At 44.9% G+C, this 303-nt stretch carries 1 protein-coding gene; it reads right to left on the reverse strand.

The window, feature by feature from the left end; genetic code table 11:
• Positions 1–303, reverse strand: a 303-nt coding sequence (locus K5G00_RS29670; protein WP_238770292.1) for a hypothetical protein, incomplete at both ends; no start/stop codon positions are given.

Raw genomic sequence — 303 nt, forward strand, 5'->3', positions numbered from 1 at the left:
GGCCAAAAGCGTTGAAGGATAACTTTGGCTTGATTCTTTTGAATACTTTTCTCATCTAAGGAGAAAAGTATTTGGGGTATGGGGCAACGCCCCGTCGCTGGTAAGAGATGAGCGGAGAGAAAGTGAGCACTGAGAGGAGAGAAGAGAGCGATGAGTAGTGAGAACATGAGACTTTGAGCACTGAGAAGAGAGAGATGAGATAGTGAGCGATGAGAAATGAGCAGCAAACGTTTTACATAGAAAATAGAAGTCAAAGACAAAAATAGCCATTGCCAGCCCTGCCCACCATGGGAAATGCTTACG

This window comes from Maribellus maritimus, from assembly GCF_022267315.1.
Classification (GTDB): Bacteria; Bacteroidota; Bacteroidia; order Bacteroidales; family Prolixibacteraceae; genus Draconibacterium; species Draconibacterium maritimum.